This window comes from Novosphingopyxis baekryungensis DSM 16222 (genome assembly GCF_000420305.1).
Lineage (GTDB): Bacteria > Pseudomonadota > Alphaproteobacteria > Sphingomonadales > Sphingomonadaceae > Novosphingopyxis > Novosphingopyxis baekryungensis.
Genome location: NZ_ATUR01000005.1, coordinates 29921 through 50767 on the forward strand (window position 1 = coordinate 29921; position 20847 = coordinate 50767).

Annotated in this window: 20 protein-coding genes and 1 pseudogene; 7 read left to right on the forward strand and 14 right to left on the reverse strand. The window is 64.3% G+C overall.

Going from position 1 to position 20847, the window contains the following annotated elements; all coding sequences use genetic code 11:
- Position 1: 1 nt before the first annotated feature.
- The 3 genes from G410_RS0109325 to dapA all read right to left on the reverse strand — a co-directional run bounded on the left by G410_RS0109325 (position 2) and on the right by dapA (position 2143).
- The gene (locus G410_RS0109325; protein ID WP_342662466.1) at positions 2–541 is read right to left on the reverse strand and encodes a DUF2062 domain-containing protein; all 540 of its coding nucleotides are present in this window, start codon (positions 539–541) and stop codon (positions 2–4) included.
- 37 nt (positions 542–578) lie between these two features.
- Positions 579–1061 (reverse strand): SsrA-binding protein SmpB, encoded by a 483-nt coding sequence (smpB, locus tag G410_RS0109330; RefSeq protein ID WP_022673386.1) that lies wholly within the window; start codon positions 1059–1061, stop codon positions 579–581.
- Between the two features lie 206 nt (positions 1062–1267).
- The gene (dapA, locus tag G410_RS0109335) at positions 1268–2143 is read right to left on the reverse strand and encodes a 4-hydroxy-tetrahydrodipicolinate synthase (RefSeq protein WP_022673387.1); all 876 of its coding nucleotides are present in this window, start codon (positions 2141–2143) and stop codon (positions 1268–1270) included.
- Between the two features lie 99 nt (positions 2144–2242).
- Between dapA and G410_RS16255 the strand changes: the two genes are divergently transcribed.
- Both G410_RS16255 and greB read left to right on the forward strand, forming a co-directional pair.
- Positions 2243–4483: a lytic transglycosylase domain-containing protein gene (locus G410_RS16255; RefSeq protein ID WP_022673388.1), complete on the forward strand. Its 2241-nt coding sequence runs from the start codon at positions 2243–2245 to the stop codon at positions 4481–4483.
- Between the two features lie 121 nt (positions 4484–4604).
- Entirely contained in the window at positions 4605–5093 is a 489-nt protein-coding gene (gene greB / locus G410_RS0109345; protein ID WP_022673389.1) for a transcription elongation factor GreB, read from the forward strand.
- Between the two features lie 68 nt (positions 5094–5161).
- Here the strand turns inward: greB and G410_RS0109350 are convergent, their stop codons facing one another.
- The 3 genes from G410_RS0109350 to aspS form a co-directional block, all read right to left on the reverse strand.
- Entirely contained in the window at positions 5162–5365 is a 204-nt protein-coding gene (locus tag G410_RS0109350; protein WP_022673390.1) for a hypothetical protein, read from the reverse strand.
- An 82-nt stretch (positions 5366–5447) separates the two neighbouring features.
- Positions 5448–6224, reverse strand: a complete 777-nt coding sequence (locus G410_RS0109355; protein WP_022673391.1) for a polyphosphate kinase 2 family protein — start codon at positions 6222–6224, stop codon at positions 5448–5450.
- A gap of 84 nt (positions 6225–6308) precedes the next feature.
- A complete protein-coding gene (gene aspS / locus G410_RS0109360; RefSeq protein ID WP_022673392.1) occupies positions 6309–8129 on the reverse strand; it encodes an aspartate--tRNA ligase in 1821 nt (606 codons plus the stop codon).
- Between the two features lie 154 nt (positions 8130–8283).
- Here aspS and rnd point away from each other — a divergent pair, with 154 nt between their 5' ends.
- Positions 8284–9459, forward strand: coding sequence for a ribonuclease D (gene rnd / locus G410_RS0109365; protein ID WP_022673393.1), 1176 nt, complete (start codon positions 8284–8286; stop codon positions 9457–9459).
- Entirely contained in the window at positions 9459–9788 is a 330-nt protein-coding gene (locus G410_RS0109370) for an I78 family peptidase inhibitor (protein WP_022673394.1), read from the forward strand. Before rnd ends, G410_RS0109370 begins: the two co-directional genes overlap by 1 nt.
- A 259-nt stretch (positions 9789–10047) precedes the next feature.
- Here the strand turns inward: G410_RS0109370 and G410_RS0109375 are convergent, their stop codons facing one another.
- The 4 genes from G410_RS0109375 to G410_RS0109390 are packed head-to-tail and all read right to left on the reverse strand — an operon-like array spanning position 10048 to position 15600.
- Positions 10048–11526, reverse strand: coding sequence for a Ppx/GppA family phosphatase (locus G410_RS0109375; protein ID WP_022673395.1), 1479 nt, complete (start codon positions 11524–11526; stop codon positions 10048–10050).
- A gap of 25 nt (positions 11527–11551) precedes the next feature.
- Entirely contained in the window at positions 11552–13723 is a 2172-nt protein-coding gene (locus tag G410_RS0109380) for an RNA degradosome polyphosphate kinase (RefSeq protein WP_022673396.1), read from the reverse strand.
- Positions 13723–14325, reverse strand: coding sequence for a P-loop NTPase family protein (locus G410_RS16260; protein WP_022673397.1), 603 nt, complete (start codon positions 14323–14325; stop codon positions 13723–13725). Before G410_RS16260 ends, G410_RS0109380 begins: the two co-directional genes overlap by 1 nt.
- Before the next feature lie 9 nt (positions 14326–14334).
- A complete protein-coding gene (locus tag G410_RS0109390) occupies positions 14335–15600 on the reverse strand; it encodes a hypothetical protein (RefSeq protein WP_022673398.1) in 1266 nt (421 codons plus the stop codon).
- A gap of 91 nt (positions 15601–15691) precedes the next feature.
- On the opposite strand from G410_RS0109390, the gene purM reads away from it, so the two are divergent.
- The 3 genes and pseudogenes from purM to G410_RS16270 all read left to right on the forward strand — a co-directional run bounded on the left by purM (position 15692) and on the right by G410_RS16270 (position 18123).
- Entirely contained in the window at positions 15692–16798 is a 1107-nt protein-coding gene (gene purM / locus G410_RS0109395; RefSeq protein WP_022673399.1) for a phosphoribosylformylglycinamidine cyclo-ligase, read from the forward strand.
- A 35-nt stretch (positions 16799–16833) separates the two neighbouring features.
- Positions 16834–17397, forward strand: a pseudogene (purN, locus tag G410_RS16265) (phosphoribosylglycinamide formyltransferase); the annotation flags it as partial.
- 42 nt (positions 17398–17439) lie between these two features.
- Positions 17440–18123, forward strand: a complete 684-nt coding sequence (locus G410_RS16270; protein ID WP_022673401.1) for a YoaK family protein — start codon at positions 17440–17442, stop codon at positions 18121–18123.
- A gap of 13 nt (positions 18124–18136) precedes the next feature.
- Here the strand turns inward: G410_RS16270 and G410_RS17715 are convergent, their stop codons facing one another.
- The 4 genes from G410_RS17715 to G410_RS0109425 form a co-directional block, all read right to left on the reverse strand.
- Positions 18137–18280, reverse strand: coding sequence for a DUF2256 domain-containing protein (locus G410_RS17715; RefSeq protein ID WP_022673402.1), 144 nt, complete (start codon positions 18278–18280; stop codon positions 18137–18139).
- A 6-nt stretch (positions 18281–18286) separates the two neighbouring features.
- On the reverse strand, positions 18287–18709 hold the full coding sequence (ndk, locus tag G410_RS0109415; RefSeq protein ID WP_022673403.1) for a nucleoside-diphosphate kinase: 423 nt from the start codon (positions 18707–18709) through the stop codon (positions 18287–18289).
- Between the two features lie 143 nt (positions 18710–18852).
- Complete coding sequence (locus tag G410_RS0109420) at positions 18853–19293, reverse strand: DNA polymerase III subunit chi (protein ID WP_022673404.1); 441 nt, start codon at positions 19291–19293, stop codon at positions 18853–18855.
- A 55-nt stretch (positions 19294–19348) separates the two neighbouring features.
- Positions 19349–20797 carry a leucyl aminopeptidase gene (locus G410_RS0109425; RefSeq protein WP_028971297.1) on the reverse strand — a complete coding sequence of 483 codons (1449 nt, stop codon included), beginning with the start codon at positions 20795–20797 and terminating at the stop codon, positions 19349–19351.
- Between the last annotated feature and the right edge of the window lie 50 nt (positions 20798–20847).

A 20847-nucleotide genomic window follows, 5' to 3' on the forward strand; every position in this document is an offset into this window, starting at 1 on the left:
TCTATTCCGTCAGCTTGCGCTTGTGTTGCTGCGCGTAGAGCCGCAGCCGCTGCCGCCGCCTCTTGCCCTGCCGCAGGCGCCAGCCGAAACTGGCGAGCAAATAGCCGACCGATGCAAACAGAATGCCGAGCACCACCATGCCAAAAGCGGTCACACCGGCTTCGCGGAGAAACCAGCTGAGCCACATGCCGAATTCGCTGCGCACCTGATTGTTGAGCGGGGTGCCCACCGTCATCGCGTCGATCCGCAGGATGAACCGGCCCAGCCTGTTGGCCACGACCACCCAGAAGGGATAGGTGAACGGATTGGTGATAAAGGTCGTCACCACCGCAACCGGCACGTTCGCCCGCACCGGCAGAGCCAGCAGGGCGGCGGCAATGATCTGGCCCACGGGCACCCAGAAACCCGCCAGCATGCCCAGCGCGATCCCGCGCGGCACCGAACGCCGGGTAAAGCGCCACAGATCCGGCCGGAGCACGCGCCCTGCAAAGGGTTTGAGGAAACGGTTTTCGCCCATCTCATCGCGGGTGGGCATCTTCATCCCCATCCGCTCATGCATCCGGCGGCGGGGCGGCTCGTCAGCCATGGTTGCGCAGCAGTCTGCCCTGCTCCCGCTTCCAGTCCCGTTCCTTTTCGGATGCGCGCTTGTCCGGTGCCTTCTTGCCCTTGGCCAGCGCCAGCTCCACCTTCACTCGCCCGCGCGAATTGAAATAGATGGACAGCGGAACCAGCGTCATGCCCTTGCGCGCCACGGCACCGTAGAATTTCTCGATCTCGCGGGCGTGGAGCAGCAATTTGCGCGGGCGCTTGGCATCGTGATTGTGACGGTTGCCATGGCTGAATTCCGGCACGGTGGCGTTGATGAGGAACACCTCGTCATCCTTCACCTCGGCAAAGCTCTCGGCAATCGAGCCTTCGCCGAAACGCAGCGACTTCACCTCGGTCCCGGTCAGCGCGATCCCGGCCTCGAACACCTCGTCGATGAAGAAATCATAACGGGCGCGCCGGTTCTCGGCGACGATCTTGGTTTTTTCAAAACTGGCGGGGCGGGGACGGGCCATGGTGCGGGCCTATATAGGAAGAAGAATGGGAATGCGAAGAGCTTGGCGAATGTCAGGTGCCGAATAGCGCAAAGACAGCGGCGCGGCGTGCTCCGTTCGTCCGGCGCGGCGTTGCGGACCTGTGCGTGGTTGCGCCCGGCGCCGCTAGGGCGCGCCGAAAAGCCATGTCTGCATCAGGCACGTGCGCGAGGTTCGACTGATGCTGTCTATAGAAGCCCAGCCTTCTCCAGCGCCGCATCGATGCGCTGCTTCGCCTCATCCGTCGGCTCCATGATCGGCAGCCGCACCTCCGGCGAAAAACCGGGCCGGATCCGCGACAGTGCATATTTCACGGGGCCGGGCGAGCTGTCGCAGAACATGGCGCTGTGCAGCGGATAGAGCCGATCCTGCAGTTCCAGCGCACGATCATAATCGCCAGCGGCGCAGGCCGCCTGGAATTCGGCGCACAGGGCCGGAGCCACATTGGCGGTCACCGAGATGCAGCCCTTCCCGCCCATCGCCATGTAACCCAGCGCCAGATAATCATTGCCGGACAGCTGCACGAAGTCCGGCCCGCAGGCGATGCGCTGTTGCGGGATGCGCTCCATATCCGCCGTCGCGTCCTTCACCCCGACGACGCCAGGCATTTTCGCCAGCGCCGCCATCGTCTCCACGCTGATGTCCACGGCGCAGCGGCCCGGAATATTGTAGATCAGGACGGGCAGATCGCAGCCTGCGGTCACATGCTCAAAATGCGCGACGATGCCGCGCTGGCTGGGCCGATTGTAATAAGGCGGCACCATCAGGCCCGCATCGGCGCCGACATCCTTGGCGCGCTGCAGATTGACGAGCGCCACGGCGCTGTCGTTCGATCCGCAGCCCGCAATGACCGGTACCCGGCCCGCGGCCTGCTCCACGCAGACCTGCACCACATGGAAATGATCGTCGATCGTCTGCGTCGCTGCTTCGCCCGTGGTGCCGCACGGCACCAGCGCCTGCGATCCGCTCTCGATCTGCCAGTCGATAAAATCTCGGAATACGGCCTCGTCGAACGCTCCGCCGCGAAAGGGGGTCACCAGGGCCGGAATGGAGCCGGAAAACATTGTGTCTAATCTCCGCAGCGGCCAAGAGGTCGGTCAATTCGGCGGAGAGCTGCGCCCCGCCATTCCCGTTCAGCGCCTGATAAGGAGCCTCCCCCTATCATGTCCAGCATGGTAAAGCGTTTCTACATTCCCCTCGCCCTCCTCACCACCACCAGCGCGCTGGTGCCCGCTGCAGCCCAGCAGCGGTTGGTGCCGGATTCCTTTTCGCTGAAAGGTGCGCCGCAATCGCTGCTGCCGGCATCGATGATGGCCAGCGGCGCGGCAGCGCGGGCAGACAGGCCGATGCAGTTCGGTGAGCCGAAGCCGCTTCCCCCGCTGCCGGGCGAGCAGCCGCGCACGAGCGCCCAGCCACAACAGCAGGCGCAGGTTCCGGTGCCGCCGCAGCCCGCGCCGCAGGTTCAACAAGCGCCCCAGCCGCAGCTGCCAGCGACAACGAATCCGCAACTGCAGCAGCAATGGGATGCCGCCGCCGCGCAGCTGGCCGATCCGAGCCGGGGCAATATTCCCGCCGCCTTCCAGCGCTGGAAATCGCTGAGCTCCTCAGACAATCTCACCTTTCCCGATTATGCCGGTTTCCTGATGAGCTATCCCGGCTGGCCGGGCGAGGACCGCATGCGCCAGAACGCCGAACAGGCGATCGAGCTTGGCTATTATCCGCCGCAGCAAGTGGTCGCCTATTTCCAGCGGTTCGAACCCGTCACCAACACGGGCCGTGCACAATATGCCATCGCGCTGGCCAATAGCGGCGATCAGCAGCAGGCCGCGGCCTGGGCGCAAAAGGCATGGGATGGCGGCCCGCTGTCCGATATTGCCGAGACCACGCTGATGGGCATGTTCGCCAGCAAGTTCACCACCGCCGATTATGATCAGCGCATCGACGCACTGCTCTGGGCGGGCGCGACCAATGATGCGGGCGAATTGCTGGCCTATGCCAGTCCGCAGAACCGGCAGCTGTTCATGGACCGGCTGGCGATCAAGACCCGCTCGTCCGATTTGTCCAGCGCGCTCTACCGCAACGATCAGGCCTCGCTTTCCAACCCCGGCTATCTGACCGACCGCGCGACCTATATGCGCGCCAACGGGCAGAGCTATGAGGTGCGCGAAATGCTGGCCAACCGCCCGCCACTCACCGGCTATCCCGTCGATGCCGAGGAATGGTATGAGACCCTCCTCGTCAACGCCCGCGCCGCGGAGAATGACGGGCAGAACGAACTGGCCTATCGCATCGCCAGCCGCGTGGAAGATGCCTTCCCCGTCGGCACCGACATCAGCGGCGAGGCGCTGGGCGTGCGCGATGACTATACCAGCCTGACCTGGCTGGCCGGGCAGACCGCCTATTACAAGCTGGGCCGCTTCGGCGATGCGGCGCGCATGTTCGCGCTCTACGGCGCTGCCGCGCGCTCACCGCAGACCATCACCAAGGGGCTGTACTGGGCGGCCATCTCGGCGGAAAAGGCGGGCGATCAGGCGTCGGCCAATCAATATTATGAGCGGGCCGCGCGCTATTATGATCATTTCTACGGCCAGCTGGCCCTGGAAAAACTTGGCCGTCCGATCCCAAAGGTCACCAAGGACGTCGCCAAGCTGACGGCATCGGGCACGCCCGATTCGCGGCCCGTATATCTCGCGGCGCAGGCGGCTGGGCAATATGGCACCTGGCAGGACCAGTCCGCCTTTCTGCGCGCCATCGCCAACAACGCCAAGAGCGAGGAAGAACATCTCGCGGCGGTCAATCTGTCGACCTATCTCGGCCGTCCCGATCTGGCCGTGATGGCCGGGCGCAATGCGCGGGTGAATGAACTGGACGCTGTGATCCCCTATGCCTTCCCCACCGTACCGGTGCCGGGCGAGGAGGCCTATAACTGGACCATGGTGCATGCCATTGCGCGGCAGGAAAGCCAGTTCGACCGGCAGGCGCGCAGCCATGCCGGGGCGAGCGGCCTGATGCAGCTGATGCCAGGCACCGCCCGCGAAGTCGCCGGACGCGCCAATCTCAGCTACAGCCCCAGCGCGCTGACCAGCGATCCGGCCTATAATATCCGGCTCGGGTCCAGCTATTTCCAGCGCATGCTCGATTATTATGGCGGCAGTTACCCGCTTGCCGTGGCCGCGTACAATGCCGGGCCGGGCAATGTGAACAAATGGCTCGCCAGCAATGGCGATCCGCGCATGGGCGGGGTCGATATCGTGAAATGGGTGGAGGACATCCCGTTTTACGAGACCAAGAATTATGTGCAGCGCGTGCTGGAAAATGCCGTGATGTACGACGCGCTCTATCCCGAACATGCCCGTTTTCGGAACGCCGGGAACCGCACCGTGAGCAATTATCTGGGGCGGTAGGGACCGCTTCGCTCCCGTCTGTCAATCCGGCGCAGGCCGGGGTCTCGTACAGTGCAGCGCGCGGTGGGACTCCGGTCCTCGCCGGCATGACGGCGGTGGACTGGTTTGCTAGGGCCGCGCGATGAACGAACGCACCAATCCCATCACGCCGCAGGGCTATGCCGCGCTGCGTGCCGAATATGATGCACTCTTCTCGGTCGAAAGGCCAAAGCTGGTGGACATCGTTCACTGGGCAGCGGGCAATGGCGACCGTAGCGAAAATGGCGACTATATCTATGGCCGCAAAAGACTGCGCGAGATCGACGGCAAATTGAACCGTCTATCCAAAAAGATGAAGCATGCGCAGGTTCTGGACCCGGCAGAGCAGATCGACCGATCCCGTATCTTCTTCGGTGCGACGGTTGCCCTTGCAGACGAGGACGATGAGCGGCTGACCGTCACCTTGGTTGGCCATGACGAGGCCGACCCGGCGCAAGGCCGCATAAGCTGGACCAGCCCTTTGGCCAAGGCGTTGCGCCGCGCGACAGTCGGTGATCTTCGGACCGTGCCGTTACCGTCCGGTCCGAAGGAATGGGAAGTGATGCACATCACCTATCCCGATCGACGCTAGGCCGAAAGCTGCCGGCTCCTGGCGGTCACGAAGTCCACCATGGCGCCGCAGGGATTAGGAAAAGGCGATCAATAGTCCGGCTGATCCTCACCGGTCGCCTTGTCCCACGCCATGGCTACGCCCTTCTGCACGGCATATCCGATGGCAAAGGTCATGATCAGCGGGAAAACCAGCTTCACGCCCTTTTCGGCCACTGCGCCCCAGAGCGCGCCTTCGACGCCGCTGTCTCCGTCCTGACGATCGATAAGCGCGCCGACAATGGATCCGAACATAATGATTTCCTGATTTCGAGAGGTCGTTTCGGATGGAAAACCGCCATCGCCCGGCATTGGTTCCCGCCTGCCGTGATGGCTGTCAGTGTCCGCCCAGCACCTTTTGCGCCGCTTTCGCCAAATCCTCGTCCACCTCGGGAAATCCATCGGGCAACGCCGCGTCCAGCCTGTCGGCCACCGCGGTCAGCGCCGCAATGCGCGCGGCCTTCTTGTCATTGCCGTCGATCGCTTTCCACGGGGCCCAGCGCGTATCGGTGCGCGCGAACATCTCTTCGGCGGCGGCCAGATAGGCGCCGCGTCGATCACGGTTGCGCAGATCCTCCATGGTGATCTTCCAGCGCTTGTGCGGTTTTTCCAGCCGGTCGCGAAAGCGCGCATCCTGCTCATCCTGCGTCACATGGATGAACAGCTTGATGAGGATGGTACCCAGATCGGTCTGGGTCGCCTCGAACTCGTTGATCTCGTCATAGGCCCGGGCCCATTCGGCCTCGCTCGCAAAGCCCTCCACGCGTTCCACCAGCACCCGGCCATACCAACTGCGGTCGAAGATCGCGAGGCTGCGCGCGCCCGGAAGGTCGCGCCAGAAGCGCCAGAGGAAATGCCGCTCCTTTTCCGGCTGGGTCGGCGCGGCGATCGGATGTACCGCGAAATAGCGGGGATCCAGGCCGGCGGTCAGCCGCTTGACGATGCCGCCCTTGCCCGCCGCGTCCCAGCCTTCCAGCACGAGGATCGCCGGCTTGCGATGGACAATCATGCGCGCCTGCAGACGGGCGAGCCGATCCTGCAGGTCCTTTAGATCATCCGAATAATCGCCCGCATAGTCGGCGCCGGTCTCATGGTCGGAGAGGTCGATCGTCACAGCTATTCTCTCCTCGGCCATCATCGCCACCCCGGACCGGATCCAGGATGACGTTAATCATAAAGAGGAAGTCTTAAATTCCCATCACCCGGCGTCGGGGGCGACCACCGCGTCCACATCCTTCGCTGCCGGCTTCTTCTGCTCGACCAGCCGGACATGCACATCGCGCAGCTGACGCTGACTGACCGGCGACGGCGCGCCCATCATCAGATCCTGCGCGCGCTGGTTGAGCGGGAAGGCGATCACTTCGCGGATGTTCGGCTCATCGGCCAGCAGCATTACGATGCGGTCGATACCCGGCGCGGAGCCGCCATGCGGCGGTGCACCCAGCTTGAACGCCTCGATCATGCCGCTGAAATTCGCGTCGACATCTTCGCGGCTGTACCCCGCCAGTTCGAACGCCTTGTACATGATGTCCGGGCGGTGGTTCCGGATCGCGCCGCTGGACAGCTCATAGCCATTGCAGACGATGTCATATTGCCAGGCCAGGATATCGAGCGGGTCCTTGGTTTCCAGCGCCTCCATCTCGCCCTGCGGCATGGAGAAGGGGTTGTGGCTGAAATCGACCTTCTTCTGCTCCTCATCATATTCGAACATCGGGAAATCGACGATCCAGCAGAATTTGAAGCAGCCCTGCTCGATCAGCTCCAGCAGTTCGCCGACGCGGGTGCGCGCGGCCCCGGCCAGCTTGGCCGCTTCCTTTTCCTTGCCCGCGGCGAAGAACAGGCCGTCATTCGGTCCAAGGCCAAGCTCGTCATACAGCTTGGCCATCTCCTCGGCCCCGTGATTCTTGGCGATCGGCCCGCCGAACTCGCCGCCCTTGCGCGTGACATAGCCGAGACCGGCAAAGCCCTCGCGGCGTGCCCAGTCGTTCATCTCGTCGAAGAATTTGCGGCTCTTCTCATGCGTGTCCGGCGCCGGGATCACGCGCACGCGCCCGCCGCCGCCCACGATCTTCTCGAACAGGCCGAAACCGGACTTTTCGAAATGATGCGTCACGTCGCTGATGATCAGCGGATTGCGCAGATCGGGCTTGTCGCTGCCATATTTCAGCATCGCCTCGGCATAGGGAATGCGCGGAAACTCGCCGGCGGGCGTCACCGTCTTGTCGCCGGAAAATTCGTCGAACACACCGGCCAGCACGGGCTCGATCGCCTGGAACACATCTTCCTGCGTCACGAAGCTCATCTCGAAATCGAGCTGGTAGAATTCCGGGCTGCGGTCGGCGCGCAGATCCTCGTCGCGGAAACAGGGGGCGATCTGGAAATAGCGATCGAACCCGGCCACCATCAACAGCTGTTTGAACATCTGCGGGGCCTGCGGCAGCGCGTAGAAGCGGCCGGGGTGCAGGCGGCTGGGCACCAGATAATCGCGCGCGCCTTCCGGGCTGGACGCACCCAGAATCGGCGTCTGGAATTCGAAAAAGCCCTGATCCTGCATGCGGCGGCGCAGGCTGCTGATCACCTGGCTGCGCAGCATGATATTGGCGTGCATCGTCTCGCGCCGCAGATCGACGAAACGATATTTCAGGCGGATATCCTCCGGATATTCCTGCTCGCCAGCCACCGGAAGCGGCAGCTCATTGGCCGAGGACTGGACGCTGACGGCGCGGGCATAGACCTCGATCTCGCCGGTCGGCAGATTGGCGTTCACCGTGCCTTCGCTGCGGGCCTTTACCTCGCCATCGATGGTCACCACGCTTTCTACGCGCAAGCCGTCGAGCACCTGCAGCGCCGGGCTGTCCTCATCCACCACGATCTGCGTCATGCCGTAATGATCGCGCAGATCGACGAACAGCACGCCGCCATGATCGCGCTTGCGGTGGATCCAGCCGGACAGGCGGACGCTGCTCCCGACATCGGATTTCTGGAGCTGCGAGCAATTATGGGTGCGGTAAGCGTGCATTATATGTGGCCTGTCATCTGGAATTTTCTGGCGATGTCGCGTTGGCGCATCTGTATCAGCTACTATGCGCGGCTAACACAGGCAGCGGGCGCCATTGTCAAGCGCCCGCCCCCACTAGGCACCCCGCGCCAACCTGTGTAAGCCTGCACACCACATGAAAATTCATCCGCTTATCACGCAATCCGCCCCGCTCGCCGAACTGTGCGAACGCCTGTCCACCGCAGACTTCGTCGCCGTCGATACCGAGTTCATGCGCGAGAATACCTATTATCCGCTGCTCTGCCTGGTGCAGATCGCGGACGACAAGGAGGCCGCGGCGATCGATCCGCTGGCCGAGGGTATCGATCTGAAACCGCTCTGGGACCTGCTGGTCCATAATGAAGACGTGCTGAAAGTCTTCCACGCCGGCGGGCAGGATGTGGAGATCGTCTACAATCATGCCGGGGATACGCCGCACCCCATGTTCGACACGCAGGTGGCCGCCATGGCGCTGGGTCAGGGTGAGCAGGTGGGCTATCAGAATCTGGTCGCTCTGTGGCTCGGCCATACGCTGGACAAGGGCGCGCGCTTTACCGACTGGAGCCGCCGCCCGCTCGACAAGCGGCAGATCGATTATGCCATCGGCGATGTGACGCATCTGTCCGAGATTTTCCCGATGATGCTGGAAAAGCTGAAGGAAACCAATCGCGGCGCATGGCTGAACGGGGAAATGGAAAAGCTCACCGATCCGGCCAATTACGAGAATAATCCGGAAGACAGCTGGAAGCGCGTGAAGGTGCAGTCGCGCAAGGCCGATGTGCTGGGCCGGCTGAAAGCCTTGGCCGCCTGGCGGGAGCGCGAGGCGCAGGACAAGGATTTGCCGCGCGGACGCATCATGAAGGATGAGACGCTGGCGGACATTGCCGGCCATCCGCCGCGCGAGCAGAAGGACCTGGCCAAGAAGCGCGGCCTGTCCGCCGCGTGGAGCAGTAACGATATCGGCCGCCGCATGATGAAGGCGCTGCAATCGGCCGAGCCGCTGGGCGGTGACGATCTGCCGGATCGCAAGAACCGGCCGGGCGCGGGGAAGGACGGCGCGCTGGTGGCCGATCTCCTGAAGCTGCTGCTCAAGATCCGTTCGCGCGACATCAATGTCGCCTCCCGCCTGATCGCCAAGGCCAGCGATCTGGAACGGCTGGCTGCTGGCGAGCGTGAGGATATGCCGATGCTGGAAGGCTGGCGTTTCGATGAATTCGGGCGGGACGCGCTCGATCTGGTCGAAGGCCGCCTGGCCTTTGCCGTTCTGGACGGCAAACTGACGATGACGCGCACCGAAAAGGCCGCCGGTTGATGCGCGTCGCCGCCGCGTTGACCGCACCACTCCTGCTGGGCGCCTGTGTGATGACCGGCGCGCAGGACGGCACCCGCTTGCCCGGCGATAGCAGCAGCGACGTGCCGGCGGCGCAAGCTGGTGGCTTCGCCTGCGATGCAGGGGCCGCCGAGATGTTGATCGGCGAAACGCCGAGCCAGGCGCTCGGCACCCGCGTGATGAACCTGACCGGCGCCCGGCAGCTGCGCTGGATCGGCCCAGGCATGGCCGTTACCATGGAATTTCGCGAAGGCCGGGTGAACGTCTATTATGACGCCGATTATCGCGTGGAACGGATCAGCTGCGGCTGATCGGTTAGTGGCTCGATCGGTTTACAGGATTTGCATAGCCGCTGCCCATGCGTGGGGGATGGCGATGGAAAAATGGAAACGCCGCTGGAAAACCGACTTGATCAGCAAAACCAATCCGCAATGCGCTGACCTTCTTCCCTGCTGACATCGTCGCTCCCGCGAAGGCGGGAGCCTATCCCGACGATGTTTCGCGCTCGACGACTGTTGGGATGGCCTCCCGCCTTCGCGGGAGAGACGTGGGACTTGGACAGAGATTACCTCAGCCGGTGCTTACCCTGGCTTCCAGCCCGACAAAGCTTGCGAACTGGCCCAGCCGCTTCTCCACGGTCTCGGACAGCAGCGCATCGGCATCGGCTTCCAGCACCACCTGCCCCTTGTCCATCCGCACCCGGCTCGCGCCCAACGGTTCGGCCAGGCCACCGCTGACCCGCTGCGCCAGGCGCATCGCAAGGCCCCAGGCGGCGGCGTGGTGCAACTGCCTTTCGCTGGCCAGCTTCCCACCGCCGGGAAACGCGCCGGAGCCACCGCCGAAGCTGGTATAAAGCGCCTGCCCCAGCATTTCGCGCCCCGCACCGTCGATCCCGACCCAATTGCCGTGGAGCCCGGCTTCCAGCCCGCGTTCGGCACGGAAATCGGGATTGGCGCGCCACGCGACATCGCCGAGATTGCAGGCGGCGCGGCGCAGGCGCTTATCCTGCGCATCATCATCCGCGAACAGCGGTGCGATCCACGCATCGACCAGCGCGCCATGCATCGGGAAGCGCCCCTCGGCCTGCCCCATATCGGCAGTGGCGGCGAGCAGCGGATCGACCGCCTGCATGTCGGGCGAGAGCGCGGCGAAATTGATGCCTTCGCGCACGCCATAGCCCGATATGATGACGCAGCTGGGCTTCAGTCGCTCGATCAGCAGCGCCAGCAGGCGGCTGCCCTCGCGCATATAGGCCACGCGGCTGGAACCGACACCGGGGGTCTTGGCGATCGCGCCATCCTCCATCGTCTCCACCTTGTCGGCCAGCTTGAGCGCGCGGGCGGGCGGAATTTCATAATTATGGACCACGCGCAGCGGCCAGTCGCCCGCCGCCATGTCGATTCGCGCCAGCGAGCGCCAGCTGCCGCCAACCAGATAGAGAGGCTGCGGCTTGTCCTGAATTTCCAGGCCGCTTTTTTCCAGATATTTGTCGAACCGGCGGGACAGCGCGCCGCTTCCCTTGTCGAGGATCGGCTTGGCGCGCAGCACGCCGAGCGGCAAGGACACGCCCTGCTTCACCATATTCTTGCCCAGCCGCGCAATCTCCAGACTGCCCCCGCCCAGATCGCCGACCCAGCCCTTCGCGCCGGGAAAGGCGGCCAGCACGCCCATGCCGGCAAAATAGGCTTCCTGCTCGCCGCTCAGCACGCGGGGATCGAAGCCGCGCGCGCGCGCGTCAGCCAGAAACGCCGCGCCATTTTCCGCATCGCGCACGGCAGCGGTGGCGATGGCCTCGACCCGGTCCACAGCGAACATCTCGCACAGATGCGCAAAGCGGCTGAGCGCGCGCAAGGCGCGATCGCACGCATCCTGACCGATGCGCCCGGTCTCGTTCAGCTCAAGCCCAAGGCCCGCCATCACCTTTTCATTGAAGATCAGCGATGGCACGCGCGGATGGCCTTCATGCACCACCAGCCGCACGGAGTTGGAGCCGATATCGACCACGGCGGTGCGGATATTGGGGCGGATATCGCCGGCCGAACGGCTCATGCTGCAGGCGCGCAAGACAAAGCCGTCATGACTGCGCCTTGCGCGGCCGGTTGAGCCGCAGTTTCGGCACCGACTTCGATTTCTTCAGCGCTTTTCCACGCCCGGACAGCGACGGATTGGTCATGAAATAGGTGTGCAGATTGAACCGCTTACCCGCAGGTTCGATGCGGCTATATTCGCCATCGCCGCTCATCGACCAGCTCTGTTCGTTATCGATCAGATTGGCCAGCATCACCTGATCGAGGATCTGGTCGTGCACCGTGGGGTTCGTGATCGGCATCATATATTCCACCCGGCGGTCCAGATTGCGCGGCATCCAGTCGGCCGAGCTGATGAACAGCTTGGCCCCGTCATTGGGCAGCGCGCGGCCATTGGCAAAGGCCCAGATGCGGCTATGTTCCAGAAAGCGCCCGACAACCGATTTCACGCGGATATTTTCGGACAGGCCGGCAATGCCGGGCCGCAGACAGCAGATGCCGCGCACCACCAGATCGATCTCCACGCCGGCTGCGCTGGCTTCGTATAATTTGTCGATCATCTGCGGATCGACCAGCGAGTTCATCTTGGCCCAGAGCGCCGCCGGCTTGCCCGCCGCGGCATTGGCGATCTCGGCATCGATCAGCGCTTCCATATCCTCACGCATGTGGATGGGGGAGATGGAGATGCGCGACAGCTCCCCCGGCTCGACATAGCCGGTGATATAATTGAACAGTTGCGCGGCATCGTGCCCAGCCTGCGGATCGGCGGTGAAGTAGCTCAGATCGGTATAGATCTTGGCGGTCACGGGATGATAATTGCCGGTGCCATAATGGCAATAGGTGCGGTACGCGCCCTCTTCGCGGCGCACGATCATGGTCACCTTGGCGTGGGTTTTCCACTCGATGAAACCATAGACCACCTGCACGCCGGCCCGCTCCAACTGCGCGGCCCAGGCCAGATTCTGTTCCTCATCGAAGCGCGCCTTCAACTCGACCACGGCGGTGACCGATTTGCCGGACTCCGCCGCGTCGATCAGGGCGCGAATGATGCGCGACTGGCGGCCCGCGCGGTACAATGCCAGCTTGATCGCCACCACATCGGGATCGGCCGCCGCCTGCTCGATCATCGCGACGACGACGTCGAAGCTTTCATAAGGATGGTGGACCACGATGTCCTTGGCCTGGATCGCGGCGAAACAGTCCCCGTCATATTCGCGGATCCGCTCCGGAAAACGCGGCGTGAAGGCGGGAAATTTCAGATCGGGCCGATCCTCATTGCACAGCAGCGCCAGATCGCTGATGCCGATGAAGCCATGCACCAGCGCGCGGCTGGAACCGACCACCAGCAGATCCTCGCGAATGGTGGCCGAGACGCCGTCCGGCAGGCTGTCGTTCAACTCCAGCCGGATCACCTGGCCCTTGCGCCGCCGCTTGATCGCGCTTTTGAAGTAGCGGACCAGATCCTCGGCCTCTTCCTCCACCTCGATGTCGCTGTCGCGCACGATGCGGAAGGTGCCCGATCCGGACAGTTCGTAACCGGGAAACAACCGGTCGGAAAAGAACATCACCGCGTCTTCCATGGTGACGTAGCGCGACTCGCTGCCGGGAATGCGCAGGAACCGTGGCAAGGCGGCTGGCAGCATCAGCAGCTCGCGGATCTGGCGGCCGTCCTTCAGCCGCTTCAGATCGAGCACGATGCTGAGGCCCAGATTGGGGATGAACGGGAACGGATGCGCGGGATCCAGCGCCTGCGGCGTCAGCAACGGAAAAATCTGATCGTTGAAATGATCGCGCAGCCATGCGGCGGATTCCTCGTCCAGCCTGTCCGGCGACACCACGGCTAGCCCCGATTCCTCCAATGCGGCGCGCAACCCCTCCCAGGTCTGCTGCTGGCTTTCCATCAGCCGGTCGCTCTGCTCATAGATCGCGGCGAGCTGCTGCGCGGGCGTCAGCCCGTCCGGCGAGCTCAGCTCCACCCCCTGCGCCACCTGCCCCACCAGCCCGGCCACGCGGACCATGAAGAATTCGTCCAGATTGCTGCCCGATATCGATAGGAAACGCAGCCGTTCGAGCAGGGGATGGTTGGGGTTGCGCGCCTCCTCCAGCACCCGCTCGTTGAACTTCAGCCAGCTGAGTTCCCGGTTGATATAGCGGTTCCGGCCTTCCGGCAGAGCGCCGGCCCGATAGGCCTCGCTGATCTTGGGTTCGGTCTGCGGCATCACATATCCAGCTCGTTCTGATGATCGAAAATCATGCGGGCCAGCTTCATGCCCACCGGGCCACCCTGTTCCAGCGCGCGGGCGTTGGCTTCCAGCGCAAATCGCTCGGTCGCAGCATAGCTGCGGTCGATCCGTTTGACGATATAGGACAGCGTCTCGTCCGTCGCCCCGGTGCCAAGCCGCGTGAGATGCAGCCGCAGCAGCGCCTCCAGCAGCGCATCGTCCGGCTCTCCCAGCTCGACCAGTTGCATGGCGGCGAGCCTCGAGCGCAGATCGGGCAAGGCGGTGCGCCATTCGCCTGGCGGCGTGCGCGCCGTGAGCAGGAGCGGCTGGCCGCTGCTCTTGGCAGCGTTCCAGGCATGGAACAGCGCTTCGTCCTCCATCCGGTCGGCATCGTCGATCGCCTGACCGCCATGGCTGGTACGGAAATGCTCGGCCATCATCGTCTTGCCGGAGCGCGGTGGCCCGGTCAGGATCACGCCCCCATGCGGCCAATAGCTGTGATTTTCGATCAGCCCGGCCGCGCCTTCATTGGCCTTGCTGACGACCAGCTCCCCGCCGCCCGCAGCGGACCAGTCCAACGGAAGAGCAATCTGCCGCATGGCAGCGCGTTAGCGGCTGATCCGGAGCGCGCCGCCAGCATCGGTGACGGTAAATCCGCGCGCTGCCAGGGCCGCCCGCAGCGCTTCGCGGTCGCCGAGGAACGTCACGCGCATCACCGATGTGCCGCCAAGCGCCAGGCTGGAGGTGGTGGCGCCCTGCACGCCGCCGGTGGAGCGCACCGCCGATTCGGTTGCCGTCACCGCGCCGGCATCCGGCGTGGCATATTGCACGTTGAAGCTCTGGATCGACGGCGCAGCCGCCGGTTCGCCGCCGTTCAGCGTGGGTGAGATCGATGGAACATAATTGTCCGGCAGCTGCGATCCGCCGCTGCTCGGCTGATCCTCCGGCGTCTCCACCTCGGTCAGCTCGCTTTCGTCGATCGGTTCCTCCACGATCAGCGACTGATCGGGCGCGAGCATGCCGCGCGACAGGGCGCTCTGATAGATGGCGTTGATCCGCCGCACGCCCTCATCCATCATTTTGGGCACGCCATCGGGCCCGGTCGTGCGCAGCGCGAATTGATCGATATAGCGATTGTCCGGGCCGTAGCGCGCCGTGAACAGCGCGCGCACCGGCCCGCCGGGCCACTGCCGCTCCACCTTGACCACGGGAATCAGGATATCCGCCGCACCGAACTGATCGAGCAGGATGCGCCACCAGATGCGGCCACGCCGGTTGATCTGCCCCGCCGTCAGGACCAGCGAATCGCCGCCGCCGCCATAGGGCCGGATATAGTCGATCGTGCTTTCCGCCGTGCGATAGCGTGCCCAGGCCCGCTGCCAGTCGGTCTGCTGCTCGAACACCATCGGCGCACCGGCATTGATGGTGACGGGAATGATCATCAGCGGCGCAGAGCGGGTAACCTTACCGCCCACGCCGAGCAGCTGCCCGGCGCGGGAGCGATCGAACACCACCCCCAGCCGCGCGACATAGCGGCGCGGGCCGATCTGCTCTTCCTCCACCACGATGGCGGAAACCATTTCGTTCAGCCGCGCGTCCGGCAGGGTGGATTTCTGCCCGCCATGGGTGCGCGCCCATAATCTGGACCAGGCCAGGCGCTGCGCCTCCATCCAGCCATTGCGGCGCGCATCCTCAGCATCTTTGCCGGTGACATTCACTTCCACACCGCCAACCTCGAAATCGCCGGTCGAGGCGATCGGCGGAACGCCGCGTTCGGGGCCCTCGATCTGCGCATAAACCAGCGCGGACGAGCCCACCAGCGCCAGCGCGGCGGCAGCGATCATCCATCGGGCAGGGGTGGTGCGCAAGGTCATCGGCGCTCTTTTGGCGACAGAAGCATGGAATTCCAAGCGCGATCTGGTTAGGCGCGGGGGAATACCCGTCAGAGGCGCAAGGATCACCGCAATGGAAAACAGCTCAGACAAGGATACCGCCTATAGCTACGCGAAATCCGGCGTATCGATTGCGGCGGGCAATGCGCTGGTGAAAGCCATCGCCCCATTGGCCCGCGCCACCGCGCGCGCCGGCGCGGATGCGGACCTGGGCGGCTTTGGCGGCTTCTTCGATCCGAAGGCAGCCGGCTTCAAGGATCCGCTGCTGGTGGCCGCCAATGACGGTGTGGGCACCAAGGTGAAGCTGGCGATCGACCATGACCGGCATGACGAGATCGGCATCGATCTGGTGGCGATGTGCGTGAACGATCTGATCGTGCAGGGCGCAGAGCCGCTGTTCTTCCTCGATTATTTCGCCACCGGAAAGCTGGAAAACGGTATCGCCGAGCGCGTAGTCGCGGGCATTGCGGACGGCTGCAAGCTGGCCGGCTGCGCGCTGATCGGCGGCGAGACCGCGGAAATGCCGGGCATGTATGCGGCGGGCGATTATGACCTTGCGGGCTTTTCCGTCGGCGCGGTGGAACGCGGCGATCAGCTGACCGGCGACGCGATATCGCCGGGCGATCTGATCCTGGGGCTGGCCAGTTCCGGCGTGCACAGCAACGGCTTCTCGCTGGTGCGGCGGCTGGCGGCAGACAAGGGCTGGCAGATGGACGCCCCCGCCCCGTTCGACGAATCGCGCAGCCTGCTCGACGCGCTGATCGCACCGACAAAAATCTACGTCCGCGCGCTGCTGCCGCTGCTGCGCGAAGAGCGGATCAACGGGCTGGCCCATATCACGGGCGGTGGCCTGCTGGAAAATATCCCGCGCGTGCTGCCAGAGGGGTGCCGCGCGCTGATCGATGCCGGGGCATGGGACCAGCCGGGCCTGATGGCGTTCCTGCAGGAGCAGGGGTCGATCGCGCCGGATGAAATGGCGCGCACCTTCAATTGCGGTATCGGAATGGCCGTGATCGTGCGCGAGGATCAGGCGCGCCGCGTGACGCAGGCCTTGGAGGCTGCGGGCGAGACCGTCCATGCCATCGGCCGCATCGCCGCCGGTCAGCGCGGTTGCCGCATCGGCGCAGCCCGCGGCGACTGGGGCGCAGCCGCCGATTGGGAAGCACGCCATGATGCGTGAAGCCTTGGCCAGCGCAGCACAGACGGATCTGGTCCGTGGCTGAACGGGCCAAACTTGCCGTTCTGCTGTCCGGGCGCGGCTCCAACATGGCGGCCCTGCTGTACGCCGCCAAGGCGCAGGATTGCCCCTATGCCATCGTGCTGGTGGCCTCCAACGATCCCGATGCCCCCGGCCTCCAGCTGGCACAGGCAGAAGGCATCGCCACCTTTGCCCGCCCCCATAAGGGCATGGCGCGCAGCGACCATGACGCGGTGATGGATGCAGCCGTGCGTGCGGCTGGCGCGGATTATATCGCGCTGGCCGGCTATATGCGCATCCTGAGCGAAGGCTTCGTGCGCGGCTGGCAGGGCCGGATGCTGAACATCCACCCTTCCCTGCTGCCGAAATACAAAGGTCTCCACACGCATGAACGCGCGCTGGAAGCGGGCGACAGCCATGGCGGCTGCTCGGTCCATCTGGTGACCGCCGAACTGGACGATGGGCCGGTGCTCGCGCAGACCGAGGTGGCGATTTTGCCGGGCGACGATGCGGACAGCCTCTCGGCGCGCGTGCTGATCGCCGAACATCAGCTCTATCCCCGTACCCTGGCCGCCTATGTCCGCACGCGCGCCGGACATGCCGACGGCGCAGGCTGACGCCGCGTGCCGGCCGATCGCAAGAGCCTGCTGGCCGCCGCCACCATGACCGCCACCGCCGGATATGTCGACGCGGCGGGATTTCTGGCGACCGGCGGATTTTTCCTGTCGTTCATGAGCGGCAACTCCACGCGGGCGGGCATCGGGCTGGTCGAATCCTGGGCCGCCGCCTCGACGGCGCTGACGCTGATCGGCGCCTTTCTGACCGGCGTGATTGCCGCCACGCTTCTGGGCCGCATCGGGCGGGGCCGCTGGATCGCCCGGCATCGCGCCAGTCTGCTGCTGCTCCTGATCGCATTCTGTCTGGCGGTCAGCCTGCTGCTGCTGGAACATGACTGGCGCATTGCCGGCATGTTTCTGATCGCCTTTGCCATGGGCGCGGAAAATCTGGTGTTCGAGAAAGACGGCGAGGTCCGTTTCGGCGTCACCTATATGACCGGCACGCTGGTCAAGATCGGTCAGCGCATCGGATGGGCGCTGAGCGGTGGGCCGCGCTGGCTATGGCTGCGCTATGCCGCGCTGTGGAGCGCCATGCTGCTGGGCGGTGCCTGCGGCGCGCTGGCATTCCTGCAGTGGCACTATGCCGCCTTGTGGGGCCCGGTCGGCGTGCTGATCGTGCTCGCAGCGGTGCTGCGCGGCCATGATGCTGCGCCATCGGATGCGGCACAAGCGGTTGGTGCCGCCGCCTAGCGCTACGCCCCGATCAGCCGCCGCCGCGGCAGCGCTTGGAGCAATATTTCACCTCGTCCCACACATCCTTCCACTTTTTGCGCCAGGTGAAGGGACGGCCACAGGTCGGGCAGATCTTGGTGGGCAAGTTGGCCTTTTCGACGCGCTTGCCCACCATGATGGATTATCCGACGATTTCGGCGTCGGTGAAGAAGAACTTGATCTCATTGGCAGCGTTTTCTTCGCTGTCCGAACCATGGACCGTGTTCGCCTCGATGCTCTCGGCCAGTTCCTTGCGGATCGTGCCGGCTTCGGCGTCCGCAGGGTTGGTGGCGCCCATGATGTCGCGGTTGCGCTTCACGGCGTCTTCGCCTTCCAGCACCTGCACGACCACGGGACCGCTGGTCATGAAATCGACCAGTTCACCGTAGAAAGGACGCTCGGCATGGACGGCGTAAAAGCCCTCGGCCTGTTCCTTGGTCATCTGGATGCGCTTGGAGGCGACGACGCGCAGGCCGGCGTCTTCCAGCATCTTGGTAACCGCGCCGGTGATGTTGCGGCGTGTGCCATCGGGCTTGATGATCGAAAAGGTGCGGGTAACCGCCATGATAAACTCCTGAGAATGTTACGGGGATATGGATTGGATGAGCGCGCCCCTAGCGCCGAAGCGTGGTCTCGGCAAGCGGCAGGTGACGGGAAGACGCATGGAGCGAAATCGCGATTCGCGGCCCCGCCCACGCGCCGAAATCATCAGGCAGCACGCGTCCATCGCCCGCCATCCTGCTTCCAATAGTGGCATTGCCAGCCTTCCCTGGCGCTTAGCATCTTCCAGGCGGCGCGTGCCCCTTCCACCTTGTCCGGCTCGAACAGGAAGAAGATGCGATCATAGCCATCGACATCGTCGCGCCAGTCGCCGTCCGCGATAGCGCAATATTGCGCGCCATTGCCGCCATTGGCATCCGCGCCAAGCAATATGGGCTGGCATGCCTCATCGCACTGCCCTGCTTCGCCATGCGCCAGAAAGGATTCCGGCGCGGCATGCCACAGCGCTTCGGACAAAGCCGCGCGCGCGCCCTTATCCCGGTGCGCCACATGCATGCGGTGCCCGGCCTGCAGCGATTTCTGCGCCAGCACCGGCAGGATGCTGGCAGCAGGATCGCGGGTCAGCTGATAGAAATCGACTTGAGGCATGGGCGCGCCATAGCAAATAACGCCATTCCGGCGAAGACCGGAATGGCATGAGACGTTATGCCTCGATATTGTCTGCCACGAACCGGTCGAGCAAACGCACGCCGAAGCCGGTTGCGCCCTTGGCTGCGGTGGCGCTGTCCTTATCGGCCCAGGCCATGCCGGCGATGTCGAGATGCGCCCATTTCACGCCGTCCTGGATGAACCGCTGCAGGAACTGCGCAGCGGTGATCGAACCGGCAGAGCGCGGGCCGACATTCTTCATGTCGGCGATCGGGCTGTCGATCAGCTTGTCATAGGCCTTGCCGAGCGGCAGGCGCCACAACGCATCGCCGGAATCCTTGCCGGCCTTGATCAGCTTGTCGGCCAGGCCATCATCGTTGGAAAAGATACCGGCCTGCTCATGGCCCAGCGCCACCAGCATCGCACCGGTCAAGGTGGCGAGATCGACGATCATCGCGGGATCATAGGTTTCCTGTGCCCAGTGCAGCGCATCGCACAATACCAGCCGGCCTTCGGCGTCCGTGTTGATGACTTCGATGGTCTGGCCGCTCATGGACGTGACGATGTCGCCAGGGCGCTGCGCCCGCCCATCGGGCATATTCTCGACCAGCCCGCAAATGCCCACGACATTGGCCTTGGCCTTGCGCCCGGCAATGGCGGTCATCGCGCCGGCAACGGCTCCGGCACCGCCCATGTCCCACTTCATGTCTTCCATACCGGCCGGCGCTTTCAAGGAGATACCGCCGGTATCGAAGGTGACGCCCTTGCCGACGAACACCATCGGCTTGTCGCCATCCTTGCCGCCCATATATTCCAGCGCGAGCAGGCGGGCGGGCTTTTCCGAGCCCAGGCTGACGCCCAGCAGCGCATGCATGCCGAGCTTTTCCATCTCCGGCTCGTCCAGCACCCGGATCGTCACGCCAAGCGGCTCCATCTTGGCCCTGGCACGCTCCACGAAGCTTTCGGGATAGACGATGTTTGCCGGCTCGGACACCAGCTCACGCGTGAAGGCCACGCCCTCCGCAATGGCGGCAAGATGCGTCCAGCGATCCTGCATCGCCTGATCGGCACCGACCAGCGTCACCGTCTTCAGGCTGGGCTTTTCATGATCCTTCAGCGTGGTGCGATGCGTATCGATCCGCCAGCTGCGCAGCTTGGCGCCATAAGCGAGGTCCGCCGCCTGTTCGGTCGACAGCCCGTCCACCATCAGCGCGGCATGCTGCGCGCCGGAGGTGAGCAGCTGCGCGGAGATTGCGCCGCCAGCCTTGTCGAACCCGTCGCTGCCGGTGCCGACCAGCAGGATACGCACCGTGCTGCCATCCTGATCCACATAGGTGGAAAAGCTCTGCCCGGCCTTGCCCTCGAATCGCGCGGACCTGGCGGCGTCGGTCACCATCTTGCCCTGCGCGATCGGCCATGCGCCCGCATCCGGCCCGCCTTTGCCCACCGGAAAGACCAGAACGTCTGCATCGGCGGGGCGGTCGGCGGAAAATTGAATATCGATCAAGGGAATGTCCTTCTTTATATTATCGTTGTGCTATGCCGATTAGACGG

Coding starts and splice junctions, on each gene's coding strand:
- smpB (WP_022673386.1), bottom strand. CDS start 1,061: ATGGCCCGTCCCCGCCCCGCCAGTTTTGAAAAAACCAAGATCGTCGCC.
- aspS (WP_022673392.1), bottom strand. CDS start 8,129: ATGCACGCTTACCGCACCCATAATTGCTCGCAGCTCCAGAAATCCGAT.
- G410_RS0109420 (WP_022673404.1), bottom strand. CDS start 19,293: ATGCCTCAAGTCGATTTCTATCAGCTGACCCGCGATCCTGCTGCCAGC.
- greB (WP_022673389.1), top strand. CDS start 4,605: ATGAACGAACGCACCAATCCCATCACGCCGCAGGGCTATGCCGCGCTG.
- G410_RS16260 (WP_022673397.1), bottom strand. CDS start 14,325: ATGCGGCAGATTGCTCTTCCGTTGGACTGGTCCGCTGCGGGCGGCGGG.
- G410_RS0109370 (WP_022673394.1), top strand. CDS start 9,459: ATGCGCGTCGCCGCCGCGTTGACCGCACCACTCCTGCTGGGCGCCTGT.
- ndk (WP_022673403.1), bottom strand. CDS start 18,709: ATGGCGGTTACCCGCACCTTTTCGATCATCAAGCCCGATGGCACACGC.
- G410_RS0109390 (WP_022673398.1), bottom strand. CDS start 15,600: ATGACCTTGCGCACCACCCCTGCCCGATGGATGATCGCTGCCGCCGCG.
- G410_RS0109375 (WP_022673395.1), bottom strand. CDS start 11,526: ATGAGCCGTTCGGCCGGCGATATCCGCCCCAATATCCGCACCGCCGTG.
- G410_RS0109350 (WP_022673390.1), bottom strand. CDS start 5,365: ATGTTCGGATCCATTGTCGGCGCGCTTATCGATCGTCAGGACGGAGAC.
- dapA (WP_022673387.1), bottom strand. CDS start 2,143: ATGTTTTCCGGCTCCATTCCGGCCCTGGTGACCCCCTTTCGCGGCGGA.
- G410_RS17715 (WP_022673402.1), bottom strand. CDS start 18,280: ATGGTGGGCAAGCGCGTCGAAAAGGCCAACTTGCCCACCAAGATCTGC.
- rnd (WP_022673393.1), top strand. CDS start 8,284: ATGAAAATTCATCCGCTTATCACGCAATCCGCCCCGCTCGCCGAACTG.
- G410_RS0109380 (WP_022673396.1), bottom strand. CDS start 13,723: ATGCCGCAGACCGAACCCAAGATCAGCGAGGCCTATCGGGCCGGCGCT.
- G410_RS0109325 (WP_342662466.1), bottom strand. CDS start 541: ATGAAGATGCCCACCCGCGATGAGATGGGCGAAAACCGTTTCCTCAAA.
- purM (WP_022673399.1), top strand. CDS start 15,692: ATGGAAAACAGCTCAGACAAGGATACCGCCTATAGCTACGCGAAATCC.
- G410_RS16255 (WP_022673388.1), top strand. CDS start 2,243: ATGTCCAGCATGGTAAAGCGTTTCTACATTCCCCTCGCCCTCCTCACC.